General features: G+C 71.1%; 26 protein-coding genes. 8 read left to right on the plus strand and 18 right to left on the minus strand.

What is annotated here, in order from left to right:
* The first annotated feature begins 18 nt into the window (after positions 1–18).
* Positions 19–3,729: a discoidin domain-containing protein gene (locus ACN269_RS20865; protein ID WP_421473991.1), complete on the plus strand. Its 3,711-nt coding sequence runs from the start codon at positions 19–21 to the stop codon at positions 3,727–3,729.
* A gap of 1 nt (position 3,730) precedes the next feature.
* On the opposite strand, the gene ACN269_RS20870 is transcribed toward ACN269_RS20865, so the two are convergent.
* Positions 3,731–4,531 carry a crotonase/enoyl-CoA hydratase family protein gene (locus tag ACN269_RS20870; protein WP_421473992.1) on the minus strand — a complete coding sequence of 267 codons (801 nt, stop codon included), beginning with the start codon at positions 4,529–4,531 and terminating at the stop codon, positions 3,731–3,733.
* A 185-nt stretch (positions 4,532–4,716) separates the two neighbouring features.
* Between ACN269_RS20870 and ACN269_RS20875 the strand changes: the two genes are divergently transcribed.
* Entirely contained in the window at positions 4,717–5,571 is an 855-nt protein-coding gene (locus ACN269_RS20875; protein ID WP_421473993.1) for a DUF2231 domain-containing protein, read from the plus strand.
* 489 nt (positions 5,572–6,060) lie between these two features.
* Here ACN269_RS20875 and ACN269_RS20880 read toward each other — a convergent pair whose 3' ends face one another.
* The 12 genes from ACN269_RS20880 to ACN269_RS20935 are packed head-to-tail and all read right to left on the minus strand — an operon-like array spanning position 6,061 to position 15,321.
* Positions 6,061–7,398 carry a LysM peptidoglycan-binding domain-containing protein gene (locus tag ACN269_RS20880; RefSeq protein ID WP_421473994.1) on the minus strand — a complete coding sequence of 446 codons (1,338 nt, stop codon included), beginning with the start codon at positions 7,396–7,398 and terminating at the stop codon, positions 6,061–6,063.
* A 14-nt stretch (positions 7,399–7,412) separates the two neighbouring features.
* Positions 7,413–7,859 carry a pilus assembly protein TadG-related protein gene (locus tag ACN269_RS20885; protein WP_421473995.1) on the minus strand — a complete coding sequence of 149 codons (447 nt, stop codon included), beginning with the start codon at positions 7,857–7,859 and terminating at the stop codon, positions 7,413–7,415.
* On the minus strand, positions 7,856–8,323 hold the full coding sequence (locus ACN269_RS20890; protein ID WP_421473996.1) for a TadE/TadG family type IV pilus assembly protein: 468 nt from the start codon (positions 8,321–8,323) through the stop codon (positions 7,856–7,858). The genes ACN269_RS20885 and ACN269_RS20890 overlap by 4 nt, the downstream gene beginning before the upstream one ends.
* Entirely contained in the window at positions 8,320–8,766 is a 447-nt protein-coding gene (locus ACN269_RS20895) for a TadE family protein (RefSeq protein ID WP_421473997.1), read from the minus strand. Before ACN269_RS20895 ends, ACN269_RS20890 begins: the two co-directional genes overlap by 4 nt.
* Positions 8,767–8,771: 5 nt before the next feature.
* Positions 8,772–8,975, minus strand: a complete 204-nt coding sequence (locus tag ACN269_RS20900; protein WP_421473998.1) for a hypothetical protein — start codon at positions 8,973–8,975, stop codon at positions 8,772–8,774.
* Positions 8,976–9,001: 26 nt separating this feature from the next.
* Positions 9,002–9,871 (minus strand): type II secretion system F family protein, encoded by an 870-nt coding sequence (locus ACN269_RS20905; protein ID WP_421476466.1) that lies wholly within the window; start codon positions 9,869–9,871, stop codon positions 9,002–9,004.
* Between the two features lie 37 nt (positions 9,872–9,908).
* Positions 9,909–10,811: a type II secretion system F family protein gene (locus tag ACN269_RS20910; RefSeq protein ID WP_421473999.1), complete on the minus strand. Its 903-nt coding sequence runs from the start codon at positions 10,809–10,811 to the stop codon at positions 9,909–9,911.
* A 4-nt stretch (positions 10,812–10,815) separates the two neighbouring features.
* Entirely contained in the window at positions 10,816–12,357 is a 1,542-nt protein-coding gene (locus tag ACN269_RS20915) for an ATPase, T2SS/T4P/T4SS family (protein WP_421474000.1), read from the minus strand.
* Complete coding sequence (locus ACN269_RS20920; RefSeq protein ID WP_421474001.1) at positions 12,347–13,147, minus strand: ParA family protein; 801 nt, start codon at positions 13,145–13,147, stop codon at positions 12,347–12,349. Before ACN269_RS20920 ends, ACN269_RS20915 begins: the two co-directional genes overlap by 11 nt.
* A gap of 2 nt (positions 13,148–13,149) precedes the next feature.
* Entirely contained in the window at positions 13,150–13,809 is a 660-nt protein-coding gene (locus ACN269_RS20925) for an SAF domain-containing protein (protein ID WP_421474002.1), read from the minus strand.
* A gap of 34 nt (positions 13,810–13,843) precedes the next feature.
* Positions 13,844–14,761, minus strand: coding sequence for a hypothetical protein (locus ACN269_RS20930; protein WP_421474003.1), 918 nt, complete (start codon positions 14,759–14,761; stop codon positions 13,844–13,846).
* Positions 14,755–15,321: a hypothetical protein gene (locus ACN269_RS20935; protein ID WP_421474004.1), complete on the minus strand. Its 567-nt coding sequence runs from the start codon at positions 15,319–15,321 to the stop codon at positions 14,755–14,757. Before ACN269_RS20935 ends, ACN269_RS20930 begins: the two co-directional genes overlap by 7 nt.
* Positions 15,322–15,994: 673 nt before the next feature.
* On the opposite strand from ACN269_RS20935, the gene ACN269_RS20940 reads away from it, so the two are divergent.
* On the plus strand, positions 15,995–16,702 hold the full coding sequence (locus ACN269_RS20940) for a prepilin peptidase (RefSeq protein ID WP_421476467.1): 708 nt from the start codon (positions 15,995–15,997) through the stop codon (positions 16,700–16,702).
* A gap of 4 nt (positions 16,703–16,706) precedes the next feature.
* Here ACN269_RS20940 and ACN269_RS20945 read toward each other — a convergent pair whose 3' ends face one another.
* Complete coding sequence (locus tag ACN269_RS20945; RefSeq protein ID WP_421474005.1) at positions 16,707–17,333, minus strand: phosphatase PAP2 family protein; 627 nt, start codon at positions 17,331–17,333, stop codon at positions 16,707–16,709.
* 70 nt (positions 17,334–17,403) lie between these two features.
* A complete protein-coding gene (locus ACN269_RS20950) occupies positions 17,404–17,874 on the minus strand; it encodes a hypothetical protein (protein WP_421474006.1) in 471 nt (156 codons plus the stop codon).
* 43 nt (positions 17,875–17,917) lie between these two features.
* On the opposite strand from ACN269_RS20950, the gene ACN269_RS20955 reads away from it, so the two are divergent.
* The 4 genes from ACN269_RS20955 to ACN269_RS20970 all read left to right on the plus strand — a co-directional run bounded on the left by ACN269_RS20955 (position 17,918) and on the right by ACN269_RS20970 (position 21,387).
* Entirely contained in the window at positions 17,918–18,091 is a 174-nt protein-coding gene (locus ACN269_RS20955; protein ID WP_421474007.1) for an SAM-dependent methyltransferase, read from the plus strand.
* A gap of 73 nt (positions 18,092–18,164) precedes the next feature.
* Positions 18,165–19,328 (plus strand): low temperature requirement protein A, encoded by a 1,164-nt coding sequence (locus ACN269_RS20960; protein ID WP_421474008.1) that lies wholly within the window; start codon positions 18,165–18,167, stop codon positions 19,326–19,328.
* Between the two features lie 10 nt (positions 19,329–19,338).
* Positions 19,339–20,235, plus strand: coding sequence for a bifunctional helix-turn-helix transcriptional regulator/GNAT family N-acetyltransferase (locus ACN269_RS20965; protein ID WP_421474009.1), 897 nt, complete (start codon positions 19,339–19,341; stop codon positions 20,233–20,235).
* A gap of 258 nt (positions 20,236–20,493) precedes the next feature.
* The gene (locus tag ACN269_RS20970; protein WP_421474010.1) at positions 20,494–21,387 is read left to right on the plus strand and encodes a CDP-diacylglycerol diphosphatase; all 894 of its coding nucleotides are present in this window, start codon (positions 20,494–20,496) and stop codon (positions 21,385–21,387) included.
* A 76-nt stretch (positions 21,388–21,463) separates the two neighbouring features.
* Here the strand turns inward: ACN269_RS20970 and ACN269_RS20975 are convergent, their stop codons facing one another.
* The 3 genes from ACN269_RS20975 to ACN269_RS20985 all read right to left on the minus strand — a co-directional run bounded on the left by ACN269_RS20975 (position 21,464) and on the right by ACN269_RS20985 (position 26,124).
* The gene (locus ACN269_RS20975; protein WP_421474011.1) at positions 21,464–23,380 is read right to left on the minus strand and encodes an ABC transporter permease subunit; all 1,917 of its coding nucleotides are present in this window, start codon (positions 23,378–23,380) and stop codon (positions 21,464–21,466) included.
* A 101-nt stretch (positions 23,381–23,481) separates the two neighbouring features.
* The gene (locus ACN269_RS20980; RefSeq protein WP_421474012.1) at positions 23,482–24,912 is read right to left on the minus strand and encodes an extracellular solute-binding protein; all 1,431 of its coding nucleotides are present in this window, start codon (positions 24,910–24,912) and stop codon (positions 23,482–23,484) included.
* Positions 24,913–25,353: 441 nt separating this feature from the next.
* Positions 25,354–26,124 (minus strand): IclR family transcriptional regulator, encoded by a 771-nt coding sequence (locus ACN269_RS20985; protein ID WP_421474013.1) that lies wholly within the window; start codon positions 26,122–26,124, stop codon positions 25,354–25,356.
* Between the two features lie 142 nt (positions 26,125–26,266).
* On the opposite strand from ACN269_RS20985, the gene ACN269_RS20990 reads away from it, so the two are divergent.
* The gene (locus ACN269_RS20990; RefSeq protein WP_421474014.1) at positions 26,267–26,875 is read left to right on the plus strand and encodes an NADAR family protein; all 609 of its coding nucleotides are present in this window, start codon (positions 26,267–26,269) and stop codon (positions 26,873–26,875) included.
* Positions 26,876–26,914 lie beyond the last annotated feature (39 nt).

Raw genomic sequence — 26,914 nt, forward strand, 5'->3', positions numbered from 1 at the left:
AAAGAGGTGTAGCCACCGATGTCCAGAAACGGCCCCACCCGAGGCACCCCACGAACCGGCTCGCCCGGTTCGAACCCCCGCGCCGGTCGGGCGCCCGCCCGCCGCCGACTGCTCGCCGGCACGCTCGCCGGACTGCTCCTCGCCGCCGTTCCCGCCGTCACCCCCGCGACCGCGGCACCGGCGGCGACGCCCGCCTCCGCACCCGCGGGTTCCGCCCGCGCGGCCCTGCTCGCCGGGCTCTCGGCCACCATGAGCGCCAGCAGCTACAACCAGAACTACGTGGCGAGCAACGCGAACGACGGCAACGCCTCCACCTACTGGGAGAGCGCCAACAACGCCTTCCCGCAGTGGATCCAGGCCGACCTGGGCGCGACGGTCGGCGTGGACCGGGTCGTGTTGAAGCTGCCGCCGTCGTCGGACTGGCAGACGCGTACGCAGACGCTGTCGGTGCTCGGCTCCACCAACGGCTCGTCCTTCAGCACCCTGAAGGCGTCCGCCGACTACACCTTCAACCCGAGCAGCGGCAACACCGCGACGGTCAGCTTCACCGCCGCCAGCACCCGCTACGTGCGGGTCCAGGTCACCGGCAACACCGGCTGGCCGGCCGCGCAGTTCTCCGAGGTGGAGGTGTACGGCTCCAGCGGCAGCACCGACACCCAGGCCCCCAGCGCCCCCGGCAACCTGGCGTACACCCAGCCGGCCAGCGGGCAGATCCGGCTCACCTGGTCGGCGTCGAGCGACAACGTCGGCGTGACCGGGTACGACGTCTACGCCAACGGCGCGCTGCGTGGCAGCGTCGGCGGCTCGACGCTGACGTACACCGACAGCCAGGCGGACAGCGCCACCGTCTCGTACTACGTGCGGGCCAAGGACGCGGCGGGCAACCAGTCGTCGAACAGCAACACGGTGACCCGCACCGGCACCGGTAGCCCGCCCACCGGGAGCAACCTGGCGATCGGTAAGCCGATCACCGCCTCCGGGTTCGTGCACACGTTCGTGGCGACCAACGCCAACGACAACAACGTGGCCACCTACTGGGAGGGCAACGGCAACCCGAGCACGCTGACCGTGCAGCTCGGCGCGAACGCCAGCCTCAGCCAGGTCGTGCTGAAGCTCAACCCGGACTCGGCGTGGGGCACCCGTACCCAGAACATCACCGTCCTCGGCCGGGACCAGAACTCGTCGAGCTTCACCACGCTCGTCGGCGCGACGAACTACACGTTCAACCCGGGCAGCGGCAACACGGTGACCATCCCGGTCTCCGGGGCAGCGGCCGACGTACGCCTCTCGATCGCCTCGAACACCGGCGCACCGGCCGGTCAGGTGGCCGAGTTCCAGGTCTTCGGCACCCCCGCGCCGAACCCGGACCTCACCGTCACCGGCATGTCGTTCAGCCCGTCCGCACCCGTCGAGACCAGCACCATCACGCTCTCGGCGACCGTGCGCAACGCCGGCTCGGCGGCCTCCGCCGCGACCAACGTCAACTTCTACCTGGGCTCCACCCGGGTCGGCACCGCCTCGGTCGGTGGCCTCGCGGCCGGCGCGTCGACCACGGTCAGCGCCAGCATCGGCACCCGCGACGCGGGTAGCTACCCGCTCAGCGCGAAGGTCGACGAGTCGAACACCGTCGTCGAGCAGGACGACACCAACAACAGCTACACCAACCCCAGCCCGCTGGTGGTCAGCGCGGTCGCCAGCTCCGACCTGGTCGCCTCCGCCGTCGACTGGTCGCCGGGCAACCCGCCGCCGGGCAGCACGGTCACCTTCTCGGTGTCGGTCCGTAACGCCGGCAACCAGGCGTCCGCGTCCGGCGCGCACGGCATCACCCTCACCGTGCTCAACGAGTCCGGCACGGTCGTGCGGACCCTGACCGGTTCCTACTCCGGTGTGATCAACGCCGGAGCGACGGTCGGCCCGATCAACCTGGGCACCTGGACCGCCGCGAACGGCAAGTACACCGTCCGGGTCGTGGTCGCGGTGGACGGCAACGAGCTGCCGGTGAAGCAGACCAACAACACCAGCGACCGGCCGCTCTTCGTGGGTCGCGGCGCCAACCTCGGCTACGACATGTACGAGGCCGAGGACGGCACGATCGGCGGCGGCGCCGGGCAGGTCGGGCCGAACCGGGAGATCGGCAACCTGGGCGGCGAGGCGTCCGGGCGTCGGGCCGTCACCCTCAACAGCACCGGCGCGTACGTCGAGTGGACCACCCGGGCGGCGACCAACACCCTGGTCACCCGCTTCTCCATCCCCGACTCGCCGGGCGGCGGAGGCATCGACTCGACGTTGAACATCTACGTCAACGGCACCCTGCACAAGCCGATCAACCTGACCTCGAAGCACATCTGGCTGTACGGCGCGGAGGCCGGCCCGAGTGACTCGCCCAGCGCCGGTCCGCCTCGCCACCTGTACGACGAGGCGAACGTGATGCTCAACTCGACCATCCCGGCCGGCAGCAAGATCCGCCTCCAGAAGGACCCGGCCAACACCACCACGTACGCGATCGACTTCATCAACCTGGAGCTGGTCGCACCCCGCGCGAACCCGGACCCGGCCCGTTACCGCGTGCCGTCCGGCTTCAGCCACCAGGACGTGCAGAACGCCCTCGACGCGGTCCGCATGGACACCACCGGCAACCTGATCGGCGTCTACCTGCCGGCCGGCACGTACGAGACCGCGCAGAAGTTCCAGGTGTACGGCAAGCCGATCTCCGTGGTGGGCGCGGGTATCTGGTACACCCGCTTCCAGACGCCGACCAGCCAGTCGAACACCGACGCGGGCTTCCGGGTGGAGTCCTCGGCGAGCGGGTCGTCCTTCTCCCACCTGGCGTTCTTCGGCAATTACACCAACCGCATCGACGGGCCGGGCAAGGTCTGGGGTGAGCTGAAGGACGTCGACAACATGACGCTCGACGACGTCTGGGTCGAGCACACCGTCTGCGCGTACTGGGGCGTGAGCGTCAGCGGGTTGACGATCAAGAACAGCCGCTTCCGCAACACCTTCGCCGACGGGGTGAACCTGACCAACGGCAGCACCAACAACCTGGTCACCAACACCGAGGGGCGGTCGAACGGCGACGACGCGTTCGCCCTCTTCTCGGCGACCGACCAGGGCGCATCGGTCGGCAACAACGGCAACGTGTTCGAGAACCTCACGGCCACGCTGACCTGGCGGGCGGCCGGGCTGGCGGTGTACGGCGGCTACAACAACATCTTCCGCAACCTCTACATCGCGGACATGTTGACGTACTCCGGGATCACCATCAGCTCGCTGGACTTCGGGTACCCGTTCATCGGGTTCGGATCCAGCCCGCCCACCCAGTTCCAGAACATCTCGCTGATCCGGGCGGGTGGGCACTTCTGGGGATCCCAGACGTTCCCCGCGATCTGGGTGTTCTCCGCGTCGAAGGAGTTCCGCGGCATCCGGGTGTCCGACGTGGACATCGTCGATCCGACGTACACCGGAATCATGTTCCAGACCAAGTACACCGGGTCGCAGCCGGAGAACCCGATCACCGACACGGTCTTCACCAACATCTCGATCAGTGGCGTCCGTAAGAGCGGTGACGCGTACGACGCGAAGTCCGGCTTCGCGGTCTGGGCCAACGAGATGCCGGAACCCGGTCAGGGTCCCGCGGTCGGCTCGGTCACCTTCAACAACCTGCGGTTGACCAACAACTACCAGGACATCCGCAACACCACGACGACCTTCACCATCAACCGCAACTGATTCACCCGGTAGCCGACGCCGCCGGGAGGTCCCACCCTCCCGGCGGCGTCGTGCCGTGCCGGCCCTCGCCCGCGGCGAACCGGGCGGCGCCGGCCAGCGCGTCGGTGGTCAGCGAGTCCATCCCGTACGTCAGCTCGGTCGCCAGCGCCTCCGCCTCGGGCCGCCCGACGCCGGCCAGCAGGGCCGCCCGGTCGTTGCGCAGGCAGGTCTGCGGATGCCGGGCGATCGCCGTCGCCAGCTCCTCCGCCGCCGCCCGCGCCTGGCCCGGCGGCACCACCCGGTTGATCAACCCCATGGTGTACGCCTCGTCGGCCGGCACCGCCCGCCCGGTGAGGATCAGGTCCATCGCCCGACTCTCGCCGATCAACCGGGGCAGCCGAACGGTGCCACCGTCGATCAGCGGCACTCCCCAGCGGCGGCAGAACACCCCGAGCGTGGCGTCGGATTCGGCGACCCGCAGGTCACACCAGAGCGCCAGCTCCAGGCCGCCGGCCACCGCGTACCCCGAGATGGCCGCGATCACCGGCTTGCTCAGCACCATCCGGGTGGGTCCCATCGGGCCGTCTCCCTCAGGCTCCACTCGGTTGCCCCTCGGCGTACCGATGGCCTTCAGGTCGGCCCCGGCGCAGAACGTGCCGCCCGCACCCCAGAGCACGCCGACCGCCGCGTCCGGATCAGCCTCGAAGGCGCGAAACGCGTCGGCGAGCGCCCGAGCGGTAGCCCCGTCGACGGCGTTCCGAGCCTCCGGCCGATCCAGAATCACCGTGCTGACGGCCCCGCGACGCTCCACCCGCACACCCATCCCGCCAGCATGCCCCCTGCCCCTCGCCCCCACAATCGCGTCGATCTTGCACTTTGGGTTGCTGATTCGCGCTCTGTGGAGGGGTTTGTCGCAGCAGAAAGTGCAAGATCGGCGGGAGCGGGAGACGTGGCAGGTTTGTCGTTAGCTTCCGGTTTGGGAGGGGGAAGGACGGGAAGTCGGTAGTCGTGCGAGCGCTATTGACGAAAGTTGAGCAGGACTCCCGGCTGGACCGCACGGGTGACCGGTTGCAGAAGGTTGTCCTGGGGACGCTGCGACCGCGGCGACTGCGGGACCTGCTGCACGGCGTGACGCTGGGGCACCCGCTGCACCCGGCCATGGTGCAGGTACCGGTGGGGGCGTGGATCAGTGCCGCGGTGCTGGACCTGATGCCCGGACAGCGCCGACCGGCGACCGTGCTGGTCGGCCTGGGGACGGTCAGCGCCCTGCCGGCGGCGGTCGCCGGGTTGAACGACTGGGCGGCGCTCTCCCGGGACCAACGCCGGGTCGGCCTCGTGCACGCCGCCGCGAACACCGTCGGTGTCGGCCTCTACGCCGGCTCACTGGCGGCGCGGCTCTCCGGGCGTAGCGGCGTCGGCAAGGCGCTCGGGTTCCTCGGCCTCTCCGCCGTCAGCCTCGGCGCGTACATCGGCGGGCACCTGGCGTACAAGCAGGGCGCCCAGGTCAACCAGAGTGTGTCCGAGCTGCACCGGATGAGCGACGGCTGGCACTCGCTGGCGGACATGGCCACCCTGCCGCAGCGCACCCTGATCACCCGAGAGGTGGACGACGACATCTCGGTGATCCTCTATCGCCACGGTGACGAGGTCACGGTGATGCTGGAGCGGTGCCCCCACCAGAGCGGGCCGCTGGGCGAGGGCGAGGTCCAGGAGATCGACGGCCACGCGTGCGTGGTCTGCCCGTGGCACGGCAGCGCGTTCCGCCTCAACGGCGGCGAGGTCATGCAGGGGCCCTCCGGCAACGACCAGCAGATCCTGCCCACCCGCATCCAGAACGGCGTGCTGCAGACCCGCCTCCCCTGACAGCAGACAGCGAGCGGTGCGGGGCGGCGCGGCGCGAGCGGCATGGGCGGCGGCCAGGCGTGCCCGGTGCGGAGTGCGATCGGAGGTCGGGCCGGACCGGGATCGAGGCGGTCGGCTTTCGGCGACCGGCCACCCTCGACGCACTGATGCCACGCAGTCATCTTGATGACTGTGTGGCATCAGCCTGTGTGGAGTGTCCGGTCCCGGGCGTCGGGCCGGCTGCGGGCGCCTCAGCTCCGGGCGTGGGGCCGGCCGCGAGTCTCAGCTCCGAGCGTGGTTCCCGGCCGCGAGGCTCAGCGCCGGGCATCGGACCTTGTTCGGGGGGCTGTGGCGTTCAGGTATCGGCCGTGTGAGGGCCTCAGCTCCCGGACATCGGCTGTATGCGGGCCACGACGCTCGGGCATCGGCCGGGTGCTGGCGTCAGCTCCCGGGGATCGTCGGCGCGGAGAACTCGACGCTGAGCCGCGACCTGCGCGTGCGGGTTTCGGCTCAACCGCGCCGGTGCCGACCGCCTTGGACGCCATCGTCGCCGTCCCATTCGCCGACGGCTCCGGCGCTGCGACCGGGCAGGGCCAGCGGGGTGCCGGTCGGTGGGGCAGGCGACTCGGTGGCCGCCGCCGCACGACGGGCGGCCCAGGCGGCACCGCTGCCAGCTCGGCCCGCGTCACCGCTCCGAGCGGGGCTGCCGGTTTGCGCGGGGCTGCCGGTTTGCGCGGGGCTGCCGGTGGTGGAACTGCCGCCGACGTTGCTCGCGCGGCGTCGCGGCGTACGGGTGGCTGCGGTCAGCCGGGGTGCGGCACCTGCGGTGGCGGGCCGACGACGCAGACCGAGGACCGCGCCGATCTGGGCACCGACGATGCTCGCCACGGCCAGCACGGCGGAGACGGCCAGCGGTCGGTTCACCCGGTCGGTGGTGCCGGCCCGGGCCGCGCCGACGGTCATCGTGGGGGCCTGACCCGTCGACTCCGTACCGTCGGGTGGTGCCTGCTCCGCGTGCTCCGGCGCGGACCGCTCCGGCGTCGGGCGCGACGCGGGCGGTTTCGGCGCGGCGGGTCGACCGACGAGTTTGCCGGTCGCGTGCGAGCGTGCGCCCTGGTCGGTGGCCTCCGCCGGGAGCCGGAGCAGTTGCCCGGGACGAATGCGGTCCGGGTCGTCCAGCCGGTTCAGCTTGGCGAGTTGCCGGTAGTCGTCGAACTCGCCGAGGTACCGCTCGGCCACCTCGCCGAGGTAGTCGCCCCGAGCGACGCGATAGACCGGCGCAACCTGGTCGCCGGCACTCGGCCCGCCAGGCGCGACAAGTCCGAGCGGCCCACTCCCCAGGGCATCGCGGGGCCCGCTGGCGGCCAGGCCAAGCGGCGCGCTCTCGGTGATCCGCGTGGTGGCGGTCGCCGCGCTCGGCTGGGCGTACGCCGGGCCGGCGTAGACCGCGGCGGCGCTGGCAGCGGCCGGGCTGGCGGCGAGGATCAGGGCGACCGAACCGACCAGCGCGGCGGCGGCCTTCTGCTGGCGGCTCATCCCCGGCAGCTTCGGCGCCGGCCGGCGCAGAATCTGCGCGCCCAACTCGACGAGGACCGAGAAGGTGAACGTGGCCCAGCCGAACCAACCGGCCAGCGCCAGGGCCCGCAGGAAGAGTTGCCCGTCGTCCCGGCTGGTCAGGGTGGTGCCCACCTCGGCGAGGGTGGGCAGATGGTCGGGCAGGGGATTGCCGGCGAAGGCGAGCAGCGCGACCGGCGCGCCCGCCACCAGGGCGCAGAGCACGACGAGCGCGCCGAGGCCGGTGAGGACGCGTCCTGTCCGCCGTACGACGGACCGACCCGATGCGGTCATGGCTGCCTTCCTTCCTATGGAGCGGGGGCCGGGGCTGTGGTGATGGCCCGTGCGGTCGCCTCGCCGGTGATGGTGACCTGGTCGGCGAGGCCGAACAGGCCGAGCATCGAGCGGCGGTAGGTGATCGTGAGGCGTACCCGGACGACGGTCTCCCCGGCGATCTGCGGGAAGCTCACGGTGTGGCTGGTGGTGGAGCCGACGGCGGCGAGGTAGTCGGCGACCGCGACGCGGGCCTGCGTCTGGTCGATCCGTGTCGGTCCGCCCTCGATCGCGGTGGCCCGGTCGATGGCCTGCCCGCCCGCGCGGGCCGCCTCAGCGGCCAGGTTGTCGGCGCGTTGCAGCGTGCGGAGCTGGCCCGCGCCGTCGAACGAGAGTCCCACGATGGCCAGCACACCGATCATCGCCACGGCCAGGAAGATGCTGACCCGGCCGTGGTCGCCGGAGAGCGTACGGAGGTTCATCCGCGGCTCCGGTAGCGGTCCAGTGGGGAGGTGAAGCTGGCCCGGATGCGGTTCTCGCTGGGCATGCCCGGTACGGCGTTGAGCCGTAGGTCGCGGAACGACACCCGGCACTCGACCGTGACGGTGACCGTCGCGTTCTGGCCGAGCGCGCTGCGGTAGGCGTCGTCGAAACCGGTGTCGTTGTTGCCGACCCTGCCGCTGAACGTCAGGGTCGGAGCACCGCCGCAGCTCAGCCCACGCCAGTCCAACTGCTGCTGAGCCGCATCGAGGGCCTGCTCGCGCGCGTCGGTCGGGTCGCGGGAGATCGAGGCGGCGCGGGCCGCGTCGTGCGCGGCGGCATCGATGGCTTCCGCCGCCACCGCGCTGCGGCCGGCCACGCCCGCCAGCACCATCAGCGCGATGAACGCGGGCGCGAGCACCGCCACCTCGATGGAGACCGAGCCGCGCTCGGTGACCCGGCTCACGGCGCTGTCACCCGTTCCACCGGTCCGTGCGCGGTCTGCCGGACGGCGAAGCTCACGCCGGGTACGACCGACAGGGATCGACCGGTCACCGTGCAGGTCACATCGACCTCGCTTGTCACACAGCTCGGACCGCCGGCCCTGTTCCAGCCCAGCAGCCAGTCGCCGGTGGTGGACAGGAACTGGGTGGCGCTGGCGACCCCGGCACCGTCGGACGCGTTGTACCGCCGTTCGGCGTTGACCCCGCTCTGGGCGGCGTTCAACGCCGTGGAACGGGCCAGGAAGACGGCCGCCATCTGGAGCGACGCGAACAGCAGCACCAGGATCAGCGGCATCACCACGGCCAGTTCCACCGGGTTCGCGCCCCGCTCCCGGCCGCCGGCCAGGAGGCGGCGTCGGGCGGCGAGAACCGTCCGACGCCACCCCGGGAACGCGGGTCGGCGCATGCCGGCTACTGCGGGTTCGCGGGTGCCTGGATGGCGTCCATCCAGCCTCTGGCCCGGGCGAGGGCCAGGCCCGTGACGACGGTCGCCACGAAGACGAGACCCATGATGATCACGGCCGTCGGGACCGGGCTGTCGCCGCGCTCGCCGTCGCGGCGCAACTCGGCGAGGCGCGTCGCCACCACGACGTGCAGGTAGGTGAGGATGGACATGGCGTACTCCTTCACTGGGGTTCTTTTCAGATGCGGACCACGAACGGGTAGACGACGAAACCGAGCAGCACGAAGACGAGTAGTGCGCCCGGGATGTCGAGCTTGCTGGTCACGCCCTCGGCGCGGGCCAGGTTGTCGGTGCGGATCTGGTCGCGCAGCGAGTCGGCCCGGCTGCGCAGGGTCTCGTGCACCTGCGCGCCCTCGCTGCCGGAGGAGCGCATGATCGCGCCGACGTCGCCCAACTCCGGGATGCCGATCTTGTCGGCGAGATCGCGCAGCTCGTCCCAGGGTGCGTGCATCTGCATCTGGGCGATCCGCAGCGCCTCCTGGAGGCGGTCGAACACCCAGCCGTCGCAGACCGCCGCGGCCCGCTCCAACGACTGCACCGGCCCGTGCGCGGCGGAGAGCTGCAAGGCCACCAGGTCCAGGTACGTGCAGACGGCCTGGCGGAACTCGTCCCGGGCGGCGTCCGCCTTCGACAGCACCGAGCGGTGCGCCAGCAGACCGGCGATCAGCGCCATGCCGAGGCCCCCGAGCACCGGTACGGCCACCGGCAGCGAGACGCCGAGCACGAACAGCGCCATCACGAGCAGGGTCGGTGCGGCCAGGCCGATCAACGCGGACAGCAGCACCGACAGCGCGTACTGCTCGGGGGTCTGACCGATCAGGGCGAGCTGCCGGTGCGGCGGTCGCAGCCAGCGGGACAGCCCGGTCAGCCAGTCCAACCGCCGGGAGGCGGGAGTGGAAACCCGTCCGGTACCCGGCGGCTGGTGCAGGCGGCGCAGTGCCGGCCCGAGCGCGGGGGTGGCCGGCACCAGCTCGCGGATCACCAGGAAGACACCGAACCCGATGGCCGCTCCACCGGACACGGCGATGCCGAGGAGCCAGTTGACGATCACCGTGAGATCCCTACGGATGCGGTGGCGTTCGCGCTCACGCGACGACCTCCTGCGGGTCGGGCGCCGGCAGGAACCGGGCCGGTCGCTGTGGCTGACTCATCGAGCGGACCCAGGCCAGCAGGCCGATGAAGGCAGCGCCGAGCGCGGCCATCACGATCTGACCCCCCGGCGTGCCGTACGGCTTGATGTACTCGGAGTTGACCAGCCCGTACGCCAGCGTCACCAGCGTCATCCCGGTCAGGAAGCGGACGGCGAACCGGGGCTGGGTGCGCTTGGCCTCGATCTCCCGGCGGGTCGCCACCTCGGCGGCCGCCGCGCCGGCGATCGAGCCGAGCACGTCGCCCAGCCGCTCACCCCGGTCGCTGAGGTGCAGGATCAGCGCCGCCACCACCTGGTCGCAGACCGGGTCGCCGATCTCGTCGGCGAACGCCAGCAGCGCGGACCGGGCCAGCCAGCCGGCCTGCAACCGGGCGGCGAGCAGTCGTACCTCGTCCTCGATGCCGGGCGGGACGCTGCCGATCGTGGTGATGATCGACTGTTGCAGGCCCTGACCCGTACCCGAGACGTCCTTGAGCCGGCGGGTCCACTCGCCGACGGCCTCGATCCGGGCGATCGCCCGCTGCTCGGCCTTGCCGACCGCGAACAGCCACGGCGTGCCGGGCACCGCCACCGCCACCAGCAGACCCACCACCGGCAGCCCGGTCAGCAGGAACGCCAACGCCCCGGCCACCACCGCAGCCAGCAGCAGCGCCTGGTAGGACCGGCGCTCGGCGGGCGTGGCGCCAGAGCCACGCCAGAGACGACTCAGGCCGGGCCCTTCCCCGGGGCCGGGACCGGCGGGTCGACGGGTGCCGACCAGCGCGACCACCGCCAACAGCAGCCCTGCCACGCAGGCGGCCCCGGAGACCACCGCGATCAACTCCAGGCTGTTCCCCATCACGTCACCGCCGAGCCAGTCGGGTCTGTCGGGGTCGCCGCCACGCGCCCGTACCGGCCTCGATCCACCGGGTCAACAGCCGGGAGTCGTACCCGACGCGGAGCAACTGGTCGCGGACCCGTTCCGGTAGGTGCCGGGGGACCGCGCGGCCGTCCGCGCCGGGACCGAAGACGGTGGTGGTGGTGATTCGTCCGGCCTCGCCGGCCCCGATCACCTCCTCCACGTGCGAGACGAACCGGTGCTTACGTCCGCCGATCGCGCTCTCGTCCTCGACGGTGACGTAGACGATCAGGTCGAGGGCGTTGCCGGCCATCCGACGCGCCTGGTCGACGGTCATCTCGCGGCCGTGCGCCAGCGCCAGCTCGACGATCCGCTCGCCGACGCCGGCCGCCGTACGGGCGTGGATGGTGCACATCGATCCCCGGCTGGTGGTCATCGCCTGGAGCATCGGCACGATCTCGCGGGACCGCACCTCGCCCACGATGATCCGCAGAACGCCCATCCGCAGCGACAGCGGGATCAGGTCGGCGATCGTCACCTCACCCGCCGGTCGGCCGTCGAAGCCGCGTTCGCCGTGCCCCTCGCGGGCCTCGAAGCTCATCACCGCCCGGTGCCGCTCGCGGCGACGCGCCGGTAGCAGTTCGCGGCTCTCCTCGAGCAGCACGTACGGCTCGTCGGGCGGGATCTCGTTCATCAACGCGCGGATGATCGTGGTCTTTCCGGCGCCGGCCAGACCGGCGACCATGATGTTCAACCCGGCGCGCATCGCCGCGCGCAGAAAGTCGCGCAGCAGCGGGTCGATCATCTCGTCCAGGTCGCCCCGGCTACCGGCCACGTCGTCGAGGCTCACGTCCAGGGTGTTGTGCTTGCGGATCACCGCGTACGGGCGGTGGCTGACCAGGAACACCGCCGCCAACCGGCTGCCGTCGGGCAGTTGCAGGTCGAGGGTGGGCTTCACGGTGGACAGGGAACGCTCGGTCGCGCCCGCCCGCCGCGCCGCCGCCTGGAGGATCTCCACCAGCTCGGCGTCGCTGTCGGCGATCGGCTCGCCCCAGTCCACGCCGCCGCCGTGCCGGGTGATGCGCACCTGGTCGCAGCCGAGGATGTGCACCTCCTCGATGGTGTCGTCGACCAGCAGGGTCTGGAGCCGGCCGAGCCCGACCAGTTCGGCGGTCACCTGGTCGAGCAGCAGGCGCTCCTCACCGGCGGCCATCGGTGTGCCGGCCCGGCGGACCGCGTCGGCGTACTCGGCGACCACCTGGACGGCGAGCCGCGCCCGTTCGGTGTCCTCCTCGTCGACGGTGAACTCCCGGCCGCGCTGCCACAGGGTGAGGCGTTCGGTGAGTTCCCGCCGCAGCTCCCGGACCACCTGGAAGTCCATGCGGGGTCGGGGGGTCGGCTCGGACGGTGGCGTGGCCGAGGTCATCGGCGGTGGCATCGGCGTCGCGTGGTGGTGCCGGCCGTTCGCCGGGGGCAGCGGCGGCGCGGTGGACGTCGCACCTGGCGGCTGCTGGCGGGGGTCGGCCGAGACGGGCTCAAACCGCATCCGGCACCCCCTGCTGCACCGGCCAGGCCAGCCGGGCCCGTCGGCGCTCCAGCAGCGCGCCGACCGGCACCTCGAGCGCGGTCGCCGCCCGCAGCAGCGGCCGCCCGGAGCGTACGGTTCCACCGAGGCCGAGCACTCCGGCGGTACGCGGGTCGTGCGGCAGCCGGGCGATCACCGGCAGCTTCAGCCCGCGACTGATCTCGGCGCGCCCGTGCCCGTCGCCGACCAGTAACAGCCGCAGGGTGCCCGGGGGTACCCGGTGCTCGGCGAAGTCCCGTTCGATCGCGGTGACCACCGCCCGAGTCCCGGACAGGTCGGGCAGGTTGGCCCGGGTCACCAGCAGCACCACCGAGGCGGCCCGCAGCAGTGGCCACGGTGGACCGTTCACGTGCAGCCGGCCACAGTCGACGAGCACGTCGTAGCCGGGGGTGCCCCGGTCCAGGGCGTTGAAGTAGTCGGCGAAGCGCTGCCAGAGCGGGGTGACGCTGCCGGCCTGTGCCGGGTCGACCAGCCCGGGCAGCAGCAGCCGTTCCCGGCGCGGCGCGTCCAGGTCGACCAGCTGGGACCAGAACGCGGTCTCCAGGTTGCCGTCGCGCAGCTCGCCGACGGCCAGCTCCCCGATGCCGCGCGGGCCATCCAACTGGCCACCCAGGTAGCCGGCGAGGATGGATCCGCCGGCCGGGTCGCACTCGGCGAGGACCAGCCGGCGGTGCCAGGTCAGGGCGCAGGCCAACGCCGCGGTGGTCACGCCGGGCGAGCCCTTCGCGGACACCAGCGCGATGATCGCCATGGTCAGGCCGCCTCGGTCAGCACGACGGCGATCCGCTCCTGGGCGGCAAGCGCCACCACGGCGGGTACGTCCCGGATGAGGAGCGCCAGGTACACCACCTTCTCGTTGTCCGTCGGGCTGTTCATGTCGATGACGGTGGCCGAGAACCGGGTACCCGCCGTGGCGGCCGCTCCGGTGGCGTTCTTGTCCGGGGTGCTGACCAGCAGCACCTTGTCGCCGGGGTGGAGCGTACGGGCCGGCACCTGGGCGGTCTTGAGGCCGAGCGCGATCTGCTGCTGTCCCGGGCCGAGCAGCGGGTCGTCGGTGACCTGGCCGAGGGTGAGCAGGGTGCCCGGCACCAGCGCCACGGCGGCCCGCTTGCCGACCACCTCGTCCAGCCGGCCCGCCGGCACGGGGTGCAGCCCCTGGCCGCCGGCGACCTGCACGGTGATCAGGTCGGCGGCGGTGACCTCCCGCCCCACCTCCACCGGCCGGGCGACCGCGAGGTAGCTGCCGGTGGCCCGGACCGAGGTGACCGCGAACGCGGCTCCCAGCCCACCGAGGGCGATCAGGAGTACGGCGAGACCCAGCAGACCTGGGCGGACGCGGCGTTGCCGGACCACCTTGGGCGGGCTGACCGGCGCGTCCACCGGGCCGGTCGCGTTACGCGTCGCCAGACTCACCGTTCGATCTCCGTTCGCGCCTGAGGTGCTCGCATTACCTGGTCACCACCTGGAGTTCATTGATCCGTACCGGTACGGTGCCGCTGGTCCGGGTCTGCGCGATCGGGTCGCCCTCGACGCCGTTGTCGGTCCACCAGCGGACCGTCCAGTACGTGGTGGCGCCCACCCGGTACGTGCCCGCCTTCGGGTAGCCGTCGTCGTAGCCGCAGTCCGGCGAGGTGAGGCCGGCGCGCTCGCCGTTCGGGTCGTACGGGGTGCCGGGCGTGGTGCAGGTGACCGTGTCGCCGTTGCCCATGTTCCAGACGATCCGCTCGACCTTGGCCTCGATCGAGACGGTCAGCCCACGGTCGGAGGCGGAGGCGTGCAGCGGCCCGAAGTAGTCGGCGCTCGAGGAAGCCCACATCCACACCGGCAGGCCGACCAGACCGGGGCCGATGTTCTTGCGGGGGGCGACCTTGAGCAGCGCCGGCAGCAGCTTGATCGAGGCGAGGGCACGGCGGGCCAGCTCCTCCGGGTCCGGCGGAGCGCCGAAGCCGGGCGGCGGCCCGTCACGCAGTACGGTGTCCTGCGCGCCCAGGTCACCGCCGTTGCAGGTCTGGACGTACCACTGCTGGCCCTCTTCCGCCGGTTTCTGCGGCACGGCGAGCTTGTAGTAGCAGCCGTCGCCGTTGTTGAACCAGCCCAGCAGGTCGTCGTAGCAGGGGATCGTCTTTCCGCCCCACTGACAGACGCCGCCACCCCCACCGCCGCCGGAGTCTCCGCCGCCGTTGTCCCCGCCGCCCCCCGGGTCGCCGGGGTGGCCGGGCTCGTCGTCCCAGACGTTGCAGTCCGGTTGTCCGGGCGGGCACTCCACCCCCGGGCCTGCGCGGCGGGCGGCGGCGGCCGGCGGCGTCGCGGTGACCGCCAGCAGCACCGCCAGGCCGACCCCGGCGAGGACGCGACGGCTCAGCACGGCTGGTCCTGGTGTGCGGCGCCGGAGCTGATCAGCCACCGGCCGTCCGGATAGCGGGTGGCGGTGGCGGTGGCCAGGTGCCTGCCGCCACCGCTGCCCGGCACGACCTTCTGGTCCTTGCTGTAGACGAGCCGGTAACCGGTCGCGTCCAGGCAGTCCTGGATCTCCACGGTTGCCGGGTCCGAGTCGAGGTCGACGGCGATCACGGTGGGATCGGATCTCAACGTCCCGGTACGCATCGCGCCGTGCTCCTTTGCGTCGCGAATGGACAATTGCACCCGGGTCAACAGTGGATCAGCGAGAAACCTGGACAGTTCCGGCGCGTGCGGATCGCCGCGCCGACTCGCCGTGCGCGAGGCCGTGAGATATCCGGAGTACGCGTCGAGCGCCGCCTTTTCGGCAGCTCCGCGTTCGACATCCGAATCCGCCCGTACTCCGTCGGCCCGCCCCGACGCCGGGCGGTCGACCGCCTCCTGACCGCTGCCACAGGCGGTGACCGCCACCGCCGCCACGATCGTCAGCAGGCAGGTTGCCGCTCGTCCGAGCTGCCGTCCGCGCACCGCCGAACCCTCCTCGTGATAGCTCGACGTGGCGACGAGGCGCCGATGTCGAGCATGCGAAAGCGCGCCCGGATCACTGCATCCGGCCGTTCATTGCGCTTCTGCATTCACCGTTGCGGATCTTCTACAAATGCAAGGTCCCGTGTTGTCCGGTCATCGATGTGAGGCTTGCGTCACACTCAAGGGGCGAGCATAAGCTCACGATCGCCGATGCAACAGAGGCAATTCAAGTGAACACTCTGCGTGATGACGGGTGGTGGTGGCAGGTGTGCGTGCCGCGCTTCGGACGAGTGTCGGTCGAGGGGTCGCGAACGACCCGGCCCCGCCGACGCGGGTCGATCCGTCCTGACCCCTGCGCCCCTTACGAGAGTGGGACATCGCGCCCGCATCCCGGCATCCGGTCCGCGTCACGGCTCAGCGGTGACCGCACGTCGTGCGGATCGCTTCGAGGCGGAAGTCGTCGATGGAGGACGTCGCTTTCCGCGCCATCCGCTACACCCGAGCGAACGTTCAGTCACGATCCGTGTTCACCTTTGGCGAGGGTGGCCCGCCCATCAGTGGAGTCGACGTGGCGCTGACGGCTGAACCGTCCGACCAATCGTCCTCCTCCGGCAGGCCTGCGGCCACGGAGGCCGGGCCCGTCGCGGGTGCTGCCCGGCCCCGGCTCGGCACGGTGTCGGCGTCCCTGCTCGTCACTCCGCCGCTGCGGTTGGCCGTCGTGCGTCACGCCGTACCCTCGGGTGCTCCCGGCCGGACCGGCTGCGACGCCTGCGGGGCCGCGATCAGCCTGACCAGGCCGTGGCCCGCGCTCGGTCCGGGGGCGCGGTGCGGCCGGTGCCGCGGCCGGGTCGGGCCGCCGCCCGGCACGGTCGAGCTGGCCACGCTCGCCGCCGTGGCGCTGCTCGTGCTCGTCGGCCCGCCGCTCGGGGCGCTGCCGGCCCTCGCCTGGTGGTTGGGCTGGACGCTACCGGCGGTCTTCGTCGACCTGGCCGTGCACCGGCTACCCGACCGGCTCACCCTGCCCGCGGCGGCCGGGACGTGGCTGCTGCTCGGCGTGGCGGCGCTGGCCGGTGCCGGGGCCGGTCCCTGGGTACGGGCCGTCGCCGCCGGTACGGGGCTGGCGCTGTTCTTCGCCGCCAGCACGTTGCTGCTCGGTCGGCGGGGTTTCGGGCTGGGCGACGCCAAGTTGGCGCTCGGCGTGGGAGCGCTGCTCGGCTGGTACGGCTGGCCTGTCCTCGTGCTCGGGCTGCTGCTCACGTTCGGGCTGTCCGCGCTGGTGAGCGTGGGGTTGCTGGTGGCCCGACGGGTCCGCTGGACCACCCATCTGCCGTTCGGCCCGTTCCTGCTCCTCGGCACGGCGGGTGCCCTCCTGGCCACCTGAGGGGTTACGGGCGGGGTCGGCCGGCCAGGTCGGGCACCGGACGGCGCGCGTCGGTGCGGCGACGCAGCGCCTCGGCGGTCGGTCGGGCCAGCAGCGGGGTCGCGACGAGCGCGACCAGGGCACCGAGCAGCAGACCCGCCGCCACGTCGTGCGGGTAGTGCACGCCCACGAAGACCCGGGAGAACGCGGCCAGCACGGCCAGCGGCAACGCGATCAGCCCGAGCCGCCGGGAGAGCAGCAGGATGGTGACGGCCAGCGCGCCGGCGAGTGTCGCGTGGTTGCTCGGGAAGGAGTAGTCGCCGGGCGGTGGACACGTGCCGGCGATGATCGCTCGTCCGATCGTCCGGCACGGTCGGTCCTCGTCCACCACCGTCTTGAGCCACTCGCTGCCCGCGTACGCCAGGAGAGTCGGCAGCGGCGCGACCAGGGCGAGTGCCCGTTGGTGCGGGCTGCCGGCCAGGCGGCGCAGCGCGGCCGTCACCAACAGCGCGCCGAGCAGCAGGATCACCCCCTCGGTGGCGTGCCCGACGAACCACTGCACCGGGTGCGGGGTGGCGGCGGCCGCGTCGACGATGTCGCGGTACCACTCGGCGCTGATCTCTGGGACGTCCGTGCTGCCGTTGTCGGCCATGAATCACCTCACCAGACGTTCATACCCCGTTCAACTTGGAGGCATCTTGGAAACGCGAAGGTGAGGCGGCTCAGAGCTGCGCCGGTCCCGGTCCGCCGTTCATCCGCTCCCGGACGGCCTCCAGCGCCTCGAAGGCGTACGCCCAGTTGTGGCACTTGAAGCTGCGCAGACCCTCGATGGGGGTGTGGCAGTCGGCGCAGTGCACGCCCGCGATCGTGTCCGGGACCTCGGTGTTGACGTACTTGTGGTCGCCGAGGATGACCTCGGCGATCATGCCCTTGTCGTGCAGCCCGGTGACCGCCGAGGAGACGATGTCGTACCAGGTGATCCGCCGGCCACACTTCGGGCAGTCCGGCTCGTCGCCGCTGACCCAGAGCGGGGCGCCGATGGTGCGCGTCGGCATGCCGAGCAGCTTCTCCAGACGCCGGACGTCTGATTCCGGCGTGGTCCACCGGTGCCGGCCGGGCAGTGACGCGGGCGAGTCGTACACGGCGCGGAACAGGTCTTTCTCGACCCGTACGGTCTCCCGTCGACTGGTCATCGGCGTCCCTCCTCGTGCGCGGGTGCCCCCACCGTGGTCGGCGTTGAGCAGGGGTGCAGCCGGATCAACGACACGAGGGGTCAGCGAGACGCTGCGTTTCTTCGCCGGGTACGACCTGGTGGAGCCCGGCCTGGTGGAGACCACCCGGTGGCGGCCGGACGGGGAGTCCGAGGTCGTGGAATCGCACGGGTACGCCGGGGTCGGCGTCCGCCGCTGACCCGCTTTCGCCTTCGGCGGTCGGCTCCGGGTGGTACGAACGGAGTCAGGGCGTGCCATCGGGAGGAGCGCCGATGGCGGGCCGGCCCGAACGGTTGCTACGGGGAAGCGACACCCCGCTCAGCGCCTCGTTCCTGGAGTTGTTCTTCGACCTGGCGTTCGTCCTCGCCCTCAGCCAGTTGGCCGACCAGCTGCTGCACGACCTGACCGTGGTCGGCGTGCTGCGGACCGGCCTGCTGCTGACCGCGGTCTGGTGGATCTGGGTGACCACCACCTGGTTCGCCGACTGGTACGACCCGGAGAGCCCGTTGATCCGGTTGCTGCTGCTCGCCGCCGCCCTGAGCAGTCTGCTGGCCGGGGTGGCGATCCCGCAGGCGTTGGACGGTCGCGGTTTGCTCTTCGCCGGCGCGTACGTCGGGCTGGTCGTCGGTCGGGGCGTGGTCACCGCCATGACGCTGCGGGGGCACCCGCGGCAGCGCCGGGCGTTGCGGATCCTGATCTGGTACAGCGTCTCCGCCGTACCGTGGCTGGCCGGTGCGTTCCTGATGGGCTGGCGGGTTCCGCTGTGGCTGTTGGCGCTGGCGATCGACCTCAACGGACCACGATTCGGCTGGCCCACGCCGCGCCTCGGCCGCGCCAAGCCGGAGGAGTTGCGCCTGGTCAGCGGACACTTCGCCGAGCGGTACCAACAGATCATGATCATCGCGCTCGGTGAACTCGTCCTGGTCGCCGGTCTCTCGTACGCCGACACCGACCTGCACCTGCCGGAGACCGCCGCGTTCCTGCTGGTGTTCGCCACCGCCGTGCTGATCGGCCTGCTCTATCTGACGCCCGCCGGCCGGCGGTTGGCCCCGGCCATCGAGCACGGCAATCCCATCCGGCTCGCCGTCCGTACCGGCTATCTGCACCTCGTGATGATCGGCGGCCTGGTGGTCACCGCCGTCGGCGCCGAGCTGAGCATCGCCCATCCGACGGAAGAGGGTGACCTGACCGCGGTGGTGGTCATCCTGGGCGGGCCCACGCTGTTCCTCATCGGGAGGATCCTGTTCTCCCTGGCGATCCACCGGCGGCTCTCCTGGCCCCGGGTGGCCGCCCTGTTCGCGTTGTCCGGCGCGGCGGCAGCGCTGCGGTTGCCGCTGCTGGCGGTCAGCGCGGTCGCCACTTCAGTGGTGCTCGTGGTGGTCGTTCTGGACCGCGCCGGCATCTTCTCCTACCGCAGCGAGGAGAAGCCTGACTAAAGTCAGGGGTATGGACGCCGCGCTCATCGCCGCCGTGCGGCGGTTCAACCGGACGGTGACCCAGCGGGTGGGTGCGCTGGACGACGAGTACATGGCCCAGGGACGCCCGCTCGGGCAGGCTCGGCTGCTCTGGGAGATCGGCCCGGCGGGTGCCGAGGTCGCGGCGCTGCGAGCCCGGCTGGGCCTCGACTCGGGATACCTCAGTCGGCTCCTGCGCGCCCTGGAGAACGACGGGCTCGTCACCGTGGGGCCGGCAGGCAAGGTAGGCGGCGACGGTCGGGTCCGCACCGCCGCCCTCACCGACGCCGGCCGTACCCAGTGGACCGAACTTGACCGGCGGTCCGACGAACTGGCGGCCTCGATCCTCGAACCGCTCAGCGCACACCGTCGGGACCGACTCGTCGCCGCCATGGCCGAGGTCGAACGGCTGCTCGTCGGGTCGATGGTGGTCATCGAGCCGTGTCCGCCAAGTGACCGGCGGGCCCGCGCCTGCCTGCGCGCGTACGCCCGGGAGATCGGACGACGGTTCGACGACGGCTTCGACCCGGCGCTGAGCAACCCGGTCGACGACGAGGCGCTCGTACCGCCGGCTGGCGTACTCCTGCTCGCCACCCTCGACAGCGAGCCCGTCGGCTGCGGCGCCGTCAAACTCCACCGCGACGGACGCGCCGAGATCAAACGCGTCTGGGTGGCCGACACCGTGCGCGGGCTGGGCGTCGGGCGGCGGCTGCTCGGCGAGCTGGAGCGGTACGCGGCCGAGCGCGGTGCGACAGCCGTGCGGCTGGACACCAACCGCAACCTCACCGAGGCGATCGCCCTGTACCGCTCGGCCGGTTACCGGGAGATCCCGCCGTACAACACCGAGCACTACGCCCACCACTGGTTCGAGAAGCCGCTCGCGCCCTGAGCAGACGTCATCGCCGGGCCCAGCCCAGGAACCGGTGGTGCAGGTGGCCGGCGGGGACGTGGGACAGGTCGCGGGTGGCGTCGCCAACCCGCTCCCCAGGTAGGCCGCCTCGCGACACGATCAGGGGACCCCGCAACCGGCGACCCGCTGAGGTGTGAAACTTTGTCCTAATCTCGGCACGTTCCAGCCTTCCCGTCCGAACCTCTGAGCAGGGACTTCGGGCGGGCGGCGACCTCGGATCGTGGGTGGAGATTGGCGATGAGCGGCAGCAAACGGATCGATCAGATAGCCAGACGTCAGTTCGTCAAGCTGTCCGGGGCCGCCAGCGCGGGCGGTCTGCTGGCCCTGGCCGGAGCCGACGGCGGGATGGCCGACGGCGGCCCGTCCCCCGAGCCCTCACCACCCGCCCCGGGCGGTGCCAACTGCCCCACCGAGTCGGCCCTGTGCGGCTTCCGGAACCAGACCGGCGGCAGGTACGACCTGTGGGACCGGGTGCAGGTCTGCCTGGGCACGAGGACCACTCCGGCGACCAACTGTCTGACCACGGCAAACGACTACGTGGTGCTCAACGGCAGACCGGCGAACAACCACAACTTCCTGCTGGTGCCCACCTGCCGGATCAGCGGCATCGAGTGCCCGTGGATCGCGACCGCCGCCGCGCCCAACTACTGGCTGGATGCCTGGATCAACGCCCAGCCTGGGCAGCCCTCGCACGTCGTGTACCCGAACATCGGGCTCGGCATCAATTCCGCAAGCGCCCGCCAGCAGGACCAACTGCACATCCACCTGGCCGGCATCCACAGTGGCATCCAGACCCAGCTCAACAACTACGACAACGTGATCAGCAACAACCCGGCGAACTGGCCGAACCAGATCATCCCGATCTGGGGCCTGACGAGCGGCGGAGCGCCTGCTCCCCGCTCCTACCGGGTACTCCAGGTGGCGAACCTGAACAACAACCTGTTCACGCTGCTGCGCGACTACGTCGTACGCCCGACCGGGGCGAACATGGCCGACCAGGCGATGGCGGTCACCCCTCGCCTGATCGGCAACGGCGGGTTCTATGTCATCAACAGCGAGCCCGCCCTTCAGACCCCGCCGGGCCAGCCCGGCGGGACGGGCACAGTCGACTTCCTGCTCGCGTACGCCTGATTCCTCAGGTTTGCTCGCTCCAGCCCCGGCGGGAGGCGGCCGTGGGGGAGCGCGAAGCTCCACCACCGGCCGCCGATCAGCCCTTGACCGCACCGGCGGTGAGCCCTTCGGTCAGGAAGCGCTGCCCGAGCGCGTACATGATGACCACGGGGATGCTGACGAGCAGCGACGCCGCGGCGAGCTGTCCCTGCGGTACGACGTCTCCGGCGATCATCGACTGCATTCCCACCGGCAGCGTCTTGTACTCGTCCTTGGTGATGAACACGAAGGCGAAGAGGAACTCGTTCCAGGCGTTGGTCAGGGTGAACAGCGCGACCGCCAGCAGTCCGGGCTTGGCCAGCGGCAGCACCACCCGGCCGAACGCCTGTAGCCGGGTGCAGCCGTCGACGAGCGCGGCCTCCTCCAGCTCCACGGGGATCGAGGAGAAGTAGCCGACCAGCAGCCAGGTGGCGAACGGCAGCGTGAACGTCGGGTACGTCACCACCAGCGACCACAACGAGTCGGTGAGGCGTACGCCGATGAGCATCTGGTAGAGCGGGATGAACAGCAGCGCGCCCGGCATCACGTAGGTGAGCAGCACGGTGACGGTGAACCCCTGCGCGCCCCGGAACCGCAGCCGGGCCAGCGCGTACCCCGCGAGAGCGGCGCAGACCAGCGCCACCGCGGTGGACGCCGCAGACACCAGCAGCGTGTTGAGGTACCAGCGACCGAACGGCTGGTTGGCGAAGAGCGCGGTGAACTGCTCCGTGGTCCAGGGCGTCGGCCACAGGTCGTCCGTCCGCATGACGACCTGGCCCTCGGACTTGAAGGCCGTGACGCCGATCCAGTACAGCGGGCCGAGCACGAAGAAGAGCAATCCGGCGAGCGCGACCCAGGAGCCCAGGCTGGAGACCGCCGACGATGACCGGCGACCGCCGCGCGACTGGAGGGTCGACACCACCCGACCGACCGCCGCCGCGATCAGCAGGATCACCCCGAGGACGACCGCCGCCTTCCAGAAGATCTCCGGCGACGCCCAGATCAGCAGGCCGGTGACCACTGCGGTGATCACCCACGGCAGGGCCTTGCGCGCCCGGATGCCGATCCGCAGCGTCGCGCGTCGGGCCCGGGGCAGCTTCGCCCCCGAATCCTGGCGCAACAGCCGGACCAGGAAGAACACCAGCCCGCCGATGACCGGCAGCATGACGAGCGTGACCGCCGCGCCCGCGCCGTACTGCAACTGCAGGATCGCCTTCGAGTACGCGACCAGCACGTACGGCGCGGTCACGTCGCCCGGACCGCCCTGGGTGAGCAGCCAGACGAGGTCGAAGTTGTTGAACGTCCAGATCGACGACAGGGTCACCGTCACGGTGATCACGTGGCGCAGGCCGGGCAGCGTCACGTTCGCGAACCGCTGCCACGCCGAGGCGCCGTCGATGGTCGCCGCCTCGTACAGGTCGGCCGGGATGGCCTTCAACCCGGCGAGGAAGCACACGGTGAAGAAGGGCACCCCCTTCCAGACGTTCACCATGATCACCGACGGCATCGCCAGCGACGGGTCGGAGAGCCAGCCGGCCGGCCAACTGTCCACCAGGTGCAGGTCGACCAGCAGCGGTCCGATCCCGGTGGCGGTGAGCAGGTTGTTGACGCTGCCGAAGATGGGGTCGAGCAGCGAGCGCCAGCTGAAGGCCGTCACCACCGTCGGCACCACCCACGGCACCAGGAGCAACCCCGCCAGCACCGCCCGCCCGCGGCGTCGGTGGTGCAGCAGCAGGGCCGCGGCCAGCCCGAGCACGACCTTGAAGATCTCGGCGTACGCGGTGAAGACGAACGAGTTCACCACGCCCGTGTGGAACTGGTCGTCGCCGACGAGGTGCAGGTAGTTGTCCAGGCCGACGAACACGGACTCCTGCCCGTGCCGTTCGGTGGTGCTGGTGACGACCGACCGGGCGATCGGTACCAGCACGAGGCCGCCGACCAGCACGGCCATCGGCGTCAGGAACAGCGCCGCCATTCGCCAGTCACGACCCAGCCGGCGCTGGGTCGCGGTGAGGGAGCCGGATCCCGGCGGCGAGGACGCCCTCGCCGCCGGGACCCGTACGGGACGGAGCGTCCTCACTGCGGCAGCCCCTGCTGGTTGAAGATCTGCACCATCTTGGTGTGGGCCGCCTGCACGGCCTGCGCGGGCGCGGTGCCCTGCACGACCTGCTGCATCATGTCGGTGAGGACGTACGCCGAGCCGACGGCCTGCTGGCCGGCGCTGGCCTTCTGCGGGAAGGTCAGGCCGTTCTTCGTGTTCAACGGCAGCTGCAACTGGGTGATCTTGCGCAGCATGGGGAACGCCGGGTCGCCGCTGGTGAAGAACGGGTCCGCGTCCCAGACCTTCTCCCAGGCGGGCATCACCAGACCGGGCGCCTCCTTCGCCACTCCGAGCAGCGCGGGCGCACTGACCAGGTACTGCGCCAGGAGCTTGGCGAGCGCGGGGTTCTTGGCGCCCTTGAAGACGACGAAGCCCTGCGACTGGCCGAGCAGCAGCGGATTGTTGGTGGCGGGACCGATGCAGTCGGAGAACACGTGGGTGTTGGCGTGCACCGGGTTCTTCTTGGTCCGCGAGTCCGCGTAGACGCTGAACTGGTTGCGGGTGTAGCCGAGGATCCCCGCGAGCCAGTTCTCGTTGTTGCTGGTGTCGGTCCAGCTCGCGATCCCCGGGGGCAGCATCGGCTTGTACTTGGGATTGGTGTAGATGTCGCCGAGGAAGGTCACCGCCTGCACCGTCTCCGGTGAGTCGAACGTGACCTTCCTGCCGTCGTTGGAGGCGATCGACCCGCCGTACGCGTTGATCAGCGCCTCGATCATGCCGTTGGCGTCACCGGACCGGTTGATCGTCATGCCCCAGCCGAACCGGCGCTTGCCGGGATCGGAGATCGCCAGGCAGACGTCCCGCAACTCCTCCCAGCTGTAGATGTCCTTGGGCGTGATGCCCTTCTCCTGCATCCAGTCCTTGCGCAGGAACGACCCGATCCCGATGAAGTGGTACGGGATCGCGAACCACTTGCCGTCGAAGACGCAGAAGTTCTTGGCCTCCGCGCACGGCTCGCCGTACTTGGCGGTCAGCGCCTGTACGACGTCGGTGACGTCCTCCAGGTCGCCCAGCGCCTGGAACTGCGCGACGAACCGGGAGTCGGTCATGAACGCCAGGTCACGAGCCACCCCGCCCTTGACCTCGGCGTCGATCTTGGCGACCACGTCACCCGCGTCGGCCTGGACCAGGCTGTTCTCGATCTTCGTGCCGGTGCTGTCGGCGAACTTCTTGATCGAGCTGTCGAGGGCGTCGTTCGCCGCCGTCGAGTACAGCTTCTGCGACAACATCCCCATCGAGGAGCCCTTCATCGACGCGGCGGCGTCGATCAGCTCCTGCGGGACCTCCGGCTGCACCTTGGTCGGCGATTCGGAGGTGCCCCCACACGCGGCCAGACCCGCCGCGCCGAGCACTCCCACCCCCATCCCCAGCACGCCGCGCCGGGACCAACCCGATTTGTCCTCCATGGACACCCGCCTCCCTCATCTCGCCGCGCACGGCCGCACGCCGAAGGCGTACCCGGCGAACGCCGCGATCGTCGTGTTTCCAGTTGGGCTTCCGTGCTGGCGACCGCGGAGGGCCGCCTGTCGAGATCAGTTCGTTCGTCGGCCGCCGTGTCGGCGAGCGGGTCCGCCCGCCGATGTGGGACGTCCGCTCACGCACGTTCCGTCCGAGCCACCCGAGATCTGTCGGGTGCCGCACCTCGGATGGCGCGACGTGGTCGAGTCGATCGGCGGCAGGGCCGAGACAGTGGCGCTGACGTTCCGGTTCGGTCGTGCCACGGGACCACCGCCGTTCGAGATTTCGAACAAGGTTCGATATACCGCATCGAGTGGTGCGACGCTAGAGCAGCCCGGTCACCGATGTCAATGTTTCGATGCTGTTTCGAACCAAAAGCGGGAGGTTTGCTACCGGGACTGGGCCCGGTAGCCCATCCGCGCCGACAGCGCGGCCGCGCCCTCGCGGACCAGCCCGGTCCACTCCACCTGCACCTGCGGCGTCCAGCGGATGATCGGCGCGGACAGGCTCATCGCGGCGATGACGGCACCGGAGTGATCCCGGATCGCCGCCGCCACGCACCGCATCGCGCTGTCCGACTCGCCGACGTCGACCGCGACGCCCTCCGCCCGGACCTGGTCGAGATGCTCCCGCAGGAGGTCCGGGTCGGTGATGCTGTCCGGCGTCATCCCCGGCAGGGGATCCTTCAACAGGACCGCGTCCAGGTCCTCCGGATCGAGGGCAGACAGCAGCACCTTGCCGACCGCCGTGCAGTGCGCGGGCAGCCGCAGCCCGACCCCGGACACCATCCGGACGGGGTGGATGCTGTCGAACTTGACGAGGTAGACGACGTCGGCGCCGTCCAGCACCGCCACGTGAACCGCCTCGTCGCAGGCGGCGGCCACGTCCCGCGCGACGCCCTGCGCCTCGCGTACCAGATCGAGCCGACCCGCGAACGCCGCGCCCAGCTGGAACAGCGGCATTCCGAGCCGGTACTGCACCGGTTGACCCGGCACGGAGATCAGGTACGAGCGGGCCTCGAGCGTCACCAGCAGCTCGTGGACGGTGGTGCGCGGCAGGTCGAGCCGCTCCATCACCTGGCGGGCCGACAGTTGGGGGCAGTCCAGGAACAGTTCGAGGACGTCGAGTGCGCGGATAACTGCCGGTACCACACGGGGCATGTCGCTAGTCCCTTCGAAATGCCGGACCCGCGTCAACGATCTCCACACGGACCAGCACCTGAAGAGGATAGCCACGTGAGCCGCCCGCGCCAGGCGAGAGCAACCGATGGCGATGTCGCACAGGTCTGGCACCCTGCTCGACGTGACCACGACGGATCCGTCGCCCTGCGACCTCACCAGCCTGCGCGCCCATGTCGCTGAGGGCCGGCGTCCCACGTACCTGTTCTTCTGGGGTCACCGGCCGCAGGCCGACGGCAGCATCGGTCCAGGGTGCCTGAGTCAGTGGTGGCCGGCGCCATTCACCGTGGATGGCGACCGCTATCTGACCGCTGAGCACTACATGATGGTCGGCAAGGCCCGCCTGTTCGGTGACGAGGCGATCGCCGCGCAGATGTTGACGGCCTCACATCCGGGCGCGGTCAAGGCCCTGGGCCGGCAGGTACGCGGATTCGATCAGGCCAGCTGGGACGAGCACAGCTTCGGCCTGGTCGTCGCCGGCAACGTGGCGAAGTTCAGTCAGCACCCCGACCTCGGGCGGTACCTGTCGGGCACGGCCAACCGGATCCTGGTGGAGGCCAGCCCCAGGGACCGCGTCTGGGGCATCGGACTGGCGGCCACGGACCCGCGCGCCGAGGACCCAGCCCAGTGGCGCGGCCAGAATCTCCTCGGGTTCGCGCTGATGAGTGCCCGCGCACAACTGGGCCAGGAGACTTCGGCAAACCAACGCGCCCGGGCGACGCCATACCGTTAGCGCCCGCCGCGCCGGTTCCGCTCACATCCGTTCGGACGT

Origin of the sequence: Micromonospora sp. WMMD736 (assembly GCF_049179015.1) — a bacterium.
In the GTDB taxonomy this organism is placed as follows: Bacteria; Actinomycetota; Actinomycetes; order Mycobacteriales; family Micromonosporaceae; genus Micromonospora.